The sequence below is a fragment of the Streptomyces sp. NPDC057638 genome, assembly GCF_042800315.1.
Classification (GTDB): Bacteria; Actinomycetota; Actinomycetes; order Streptomycetales; family Streptomycetaceae; genus Streptomyces.
On record NZ_JBHVHF010000439.1, the window covers coordinates 1 to 5,040 of the forward strand.

Annotated in this window: 4 protein-coding genes; all 4 read left to right on the forward strand. The window is 71.1% G+C overall.

Going from position 1 to position 5,040, the window contains the following annotated elements:
* Positions 1-372 precede the first annotated feature (372 nt).
* The 4 genes from ACFVIM_RS32770 (at position 373) to ACFVIM_RS32785 (ending at position 4,909) form a co-directional block, all read left to right on the forward strand.
* The gene (locus ACFVIM_RS32770; RefSeq protein WP_384309312.1) at positions 373-912 is read left to right on the forward strand and encodes a flavin reductase family protein; all 540 of its coding nucleotides are present in this window, start codon (positions 373-375) and stop codon (positions 910-912) included.
* A gap of 50 nt (positions 913-962) precedes the next feature.
* Positions 963-2,498, forward strand: a complete 1,536-nt coding sequence (locus ACFVIM_RS32775) for an FAD/NAD(P)-binding protein (protein ID WP_384309316.1) — start codon at positions 963-965, stop codon at positions 2,496-2,498.
* A 283-nt stretch (positions 2,499-2,781) separates the two neighbouring features.
* Positions 2,782-3,651, forward strand: a complete 870-nt coding sequence (locus ACFVIM_RS32780) for a class II aldolase/adducin family protein (RefSeq protein ID WP_384309319.1) — start codon at positions 2,782-2,784, stop codon at positions 3,649-3,651.
* 88 nt (positions 3,652-3,739) lie between these two features.
* Entirely contained in the window at positions 3,740-4,909 is a 1,170-nt protein-coding gene (locus ACFVIM_RS32785; RefSeq protein ID WP_384309321.1) for a prephenate dehydrogenase, read from the forward strand.
* Positions 4,910-5,040 lie beyond the last annotated feature (131 nt).

Here is a 5,040-nt window from a genome sequence, read left to right on the forward strand (position 1 = left end):
GTCCGCTCCACTTCACGGTGGAGCGGACGGACCCCCGGTCCTTTTTCCTGCTCCGTGCCGACGCGCCGCCGCCGACCGCCCCCACCGCACACGCGGACGACCGACATCATCGGGTACGCGGCCACCCCACCGGGCACGCGGACAACCGCCCCCCACCGGGCACGCGTTCGACCGCCACCACCGCGCACGCCACGGCCCCGGCCGGGCGAGGCGTGTTCAGGCCACTTCCTGTGCGCGGCCCCGCAACACCGCCGGATATGGACTCGGTAACGTCGATGTCGTACCAGATTCGCCCTTTTACCACGGCGTACGGTACCCAACCCCAACATGCCCAAGTGCTCACAACCGACCTTCTCCCAGAAAGGAACAGGCATGAGTGAGCTGCCCGCAGCACAACAAGCGCCCGTTACTCTCCACGGGGATCTGCGGTCCGTCATGCGCAATTTCGCCACTGGCGTCTGCGTGGTGAGCACGTTCACCGACGCGGGGGCCACCCGGCGACACAACGCGATGACGATCAATTCGCTGACCTCCGTCTCACTGTCCCCACCACTGATCTCGGTGAGCATTCGCCGGGAGTCCTCGTTCGCCGACGACCTGATGGAATCCCGCGTGTGGGCGGTCTCCATCCTGGACGGCGGCTCGGAGGATCTGGCCCGCGTCCTCGCCCGCCCCTCGGGCGAGCGTCAGGAGGCGCTGAGCAGCCTGCCCATGCGATCGGGGCGGCACACCGGTGCCCTGCTCCTCGACACAGCGGCCTGGATGGAGTGCCGCTACCAGAACCATCTGGTGGCGGGTGACCATCTGCTGATGATCGGTGAGGTCGTCGGAGCGGGAGTGAGTGACGCCCATGCGTCCTCTCTCGTCTTCCTGCACAGGGAATTCCTCCGAATCGACCAGCAAACGGCATGAGCAGATCCGAGAAGCTCTATCTCCTCCCAATATCGATAGGCGACTAGAATATGTCTGAGATATCGATCGGTGTGGTCGGAGGCGGCGCGTCCGCGGTCTGCCTCATCGACGCCCTGGCCCAGGCACAGGGCCCGGCGGGAAAGCTGACGGTTTTCGAACCGTCACCGCATCTGTGGCGCGGTCGCGCCTACCAAGTCGACGCCTGCTGCGTCAAGGTCAACGCCGCCCCCGACGACATGTCCGTCCGCGTGGGGGACCCCAAGCACTTCGAACGGTGGCTGCTCACCCATGAGCGGATCGCCGAGGACTTCAACACCGCCGACCTCTACTCGGGGTCACGCTTCGCGCCCCGGCGCGTCTACGGCGACTACCTGGAGGCCTCGGCCGGCGCGGCGCTGGCGGAACTCCGGCGCCAGGGCTGGCGGATCGACCTCGTCGGGGACTCGGTCTCGGCGGCCCAGCGGACCTCCGACGGGGTCCGGCTGACCACGGGCGGCGGCGGCACGAGCGCCTTCGACTACGTCGTCCTGTGCATCGGCAGCGACAGCCCCAAGGACATCTACGGACTGGAGGGAGCGCCGGGGTTCATCACCGACCCCTACCCGGTCTCCGACAGCTTCGGGGAGATCGGGACCAACGAGGACGTCGCCATCATCGGCAGCGGTCTGACCGCGGTCGACATCATCCTCGCCCTCACCGCCCAGGGGCACCGGGGGCATATCAGCCTGGTCTCCCGCCGGGGGGTGCTCCCCGGAGTGCGCCAGCGTCCGCTGGAGTTCGAGCCCCGGTATCTCACCAAGGAGCGGATGCGCTCACTGGCGCGCGACCAGGGCATGATCACCCTCGATCAGTTCGCGGGCCTGGTGACGGACGAACTCAAGGACGCGGGCGCCTATCTGGAGGCGGTCCACTGCGAGGTCACCAGCCTGGGCAAGGAGACACCGGAGGACCGGCTGCGGCGCCAGTTCGCCGCCGTGCGCTCCTCCGACCCGGGACTGCGCATCCTCCAGCGCGCCGTTCCCGACATCGGTCCCGATGTCTGGCCGCTGCTGCGGGAGGAGGACCGGGTCCGGCTGCTGCGGCACCACTACCGGACGATCATGAGCCTGTGCTGCCCCATGCCACCGGGCAGCGCCTGCGTCCTGCTCGACCTGGTGGACGGGGACCAGCTGACCATCCGTCATGGTCTGCAGAAGGTCCGGGTGCGCTCCGGCGGGGACTTCGAGGTGAGCATGGCGGACGGTACGGCCTTCACCGCCGACCGGGTGATCAACTCGGTCAACTCCTCCTCGGGCAACCTGCCCACCAGCGCGATGCCGCTGCTGAACTCGCTGCTGCGCGGCGGGGTCGCCAGCCGCCACCCCCATGGCGGACTGCACCTCGAACGGGCCACCAGCAGGCTGATCGCGGGCGGCACCCCGGACCCGCGGCTCTACGGGCTCGGCCTGATCGGTGCCGGATCGCTCTTCTTCGCCTTCGGCATCCCGTCCCTGGTGGACCGCAGCGAGGACATCGTGGCCTCCATCCTCCAGTCGGCCGGTGCCACACACGCGCCCCGGTCCGAGAACGTCCTGCTGCCCGCCTGACGGGCTCGTCGTCGCCGCAGTGGCGTCCGCCCGCGAGGAGGACGCGACGGGGTCCGGCAGCGGAGGTCTCCCCCGCCCGGGGGACCCGCCGTCCGGGCCGTCGGGCGCCGGGGTCGCCCCGGGACCACCGGGGTCACCTCCCGTACCCGAAGGCCACCCGCCGGACCCCGCCCGGTGACCAGCGCTCCGACGACATACGCCGCGGCCTACGACGACCAGGCGCCCCACGCCCACCATCCGCGCCCGCCCTCCCGGCCCAGGCCGGAAGAGAGAGGCAGTCACGATGACTTCACTGACCACAGCGACGACCCTGACCGACCCGGCCAGGCTGACCGAGCCGGCCGACCCGGCAGCGACGCCCCGCGCCGCCTACCTCGCGGACACCACGACCGGTCTGCCGATCCCCGGCGAACCCGTCTTCGACAGCCCGGAGAAGACCAGACGGCACCGGAAGCAGCGCCTCGCGGCGGCCCTGCGGCTCTTCGGCAAGTACGGCTTCGGCGAGGGGATCTCCGGCCATATCTCGGTGCGCGACCCGGAGTATCCCGACCAGTTCTGGGTCAATCCCTTCGGCGTCTCGTTCCGGCACATCCGGGTGGCCGATCTGATCCTCGTGGACGCCCGGGGCAACGTCGTCCACGGACGGCACCGGGTCAATCCGAGCGCCTTCGTGATCCACTCCCAGATCCACGAGCTCAGCCCCGAGGCGACCGCCGCGGCCCACGGCCACACCGCGCACTCCCGCGCGCTCGGCGCGCTCGGCCGACTGCTGGAACCCATCGACCAGGAGTCGGCCGCGTTCTACGGGCGGCAGGTCCTGTACGAGGAGTACGAGGGCCCCTCGGTCTCCCTCGAACAGGGGCGTGACATCGCCGAGCGGCTCGGCGACAACCGCGCCATCCTGCTGCGCCACCACGGGCTGATCACGGTGGGCGGTTCCCTGGACGAGGCCGTCCACTGGTTCTTCACCTACGACAGCTGCGCACAGGTCCAGCTGCTCGCCCTGGCGGCGGGCACCCCGAAGGCGTTCACCCATGAGCAGGCCGTCGCGGCGGGCGAGGGCTTCGGCGACGCCCAGCTCGGCTGGTTCAGCTTCCAGCTGCTCTGGGACGAGATCGTCGCCGAGCAGCCCGACTTCCTCATCGAGGAGTGAGGGCGGCCATGATGACTCCACCGCACACCCCGGGACACCCCGGGCAGACGAGACCCGGTCCGGCCCAGACACCCGGGGGGACCCGGTGATCCGTACGGCGGCGGTCGTGGGCACCGGCCTGATCGGCACTTCGGTGGCCCTCGCCCTCACCCACAGCGGAGTGAGCGTCCACCTCCTCGACGCGGACGAGTCGGCGGCCCGTACCGCCGCCTCCCTGGGCGCGGGCACGGTCGGCACGCCCCCCGCCCCGGCGGACATCGCCGTGCTGGCCGTGCCTCCCGGCAGCATCGCCGAGGAACTGGCCAAGCAGCAGTCCAACGGGCTGGCCCGCAGCTACACCGACGTGGCCAGCGTCAAGGCCGGACCGGAGCGGGGCGCCGTGGACCGCGCCGACTTCACCTGCTACATCGGCGGGCATCCCATGGCGGGGCGGGAGACCTCCGGACCGCTCTCGGCGTGCTCCACCCTCTTCGAGGGGCGCTCGTGGGTTCTCACCCCCACGCCGGACACCGCGATCGACACCCTCAACCGCGCCCTCGAAGTGGTGGCGCTGTGCCGGGCGGTCCCGGTCGTGATGGAGAGCGGTACGCATGACCGCGCCGTCGCCCTCGTCTCCCACACCCCGCATGTGGTCGCCTCCCTGATGGCGGCCCGGCTGGAGAACATGCCGGAGGAGGCGGCACAGCTCGTCGGCCAGGGACTGCGGGACGTCACCCGGGTCGCCGGGAGCGACCCGCGGCTGTGGGTCGACATCCTGGACGCCAACGCCTCGGCCGTCGCCAGCATCCTCCAGGAGCTCACCACCGACCTCAGCGGGGTGGTGGCGGGACTGCGGAGCCTGGCCTCCGACAGCGCCGACGAACGGGCTCAGGGGATGACGCTCGTCACCGACCTGCTCAGCCGGGGCCGGAAGGGCCATGAGCGCGTTCCGGGCAAGCACGGGAAGAAGCCGTTCCCCTGCATTCCCGTCCATGTCCTCATCGGGGACCAGGCGGGCGAGCTCGCCCGGCTGGTCTCCACCGTCGCGGAACTGGGGGTCAATATCGAGGAGATGACGATCGACCACTCGCCCGGCGAGGCCACCGGGCTGGTCGCGCTGATGGTGGAGGCGGCGTCGGCCGCCCAGCTGGCCCGACGGCTCGGGGACGGCGGCTGGACGGTCCAGCGGACCCCGCCCCGGCCCGATGTGCCCGCGCCCGCCGCACCGGCGGTGGGGAGCCCGCCGCGAGCGGTGCCGTGGGCGGCCGACACGGCCTGATCCGGTCGGCAGGTCGCCGGTTGCCGCCCGGCCGGCAGGTCGGCAGGTCGGCGGGTCAGCGGGTCAGCCGGTCAGCGGGTCGGTCGGCAGGTCGCCGCTCGGCCGGTTGATCCACGGGCACGGTCCACGGC

Coding starts and splice junctions, on each gene's coding strand:
- ACFVIM_RS32775 (WP_384309316.1), top strand. CDS start 963: ATGTCTGAGATATCGATCGGTGTGGTCGGAGGCGGCGCGTCCGCGGTC.
- ACFVIM_RS32780 (WP_384309319.1), top strand. CDS start 2,782: ATGACTTCACTGACCACAGCGACGACCCTGACCGACCCGGCCAGGCTG.
- ACFVIM_RS32770 (WP_384309312.1), top strand. CDS start 373: ATGAGTGAGCTGCCCGCAGCACAACAAGCGCCCGTTACTCTCCACGGG.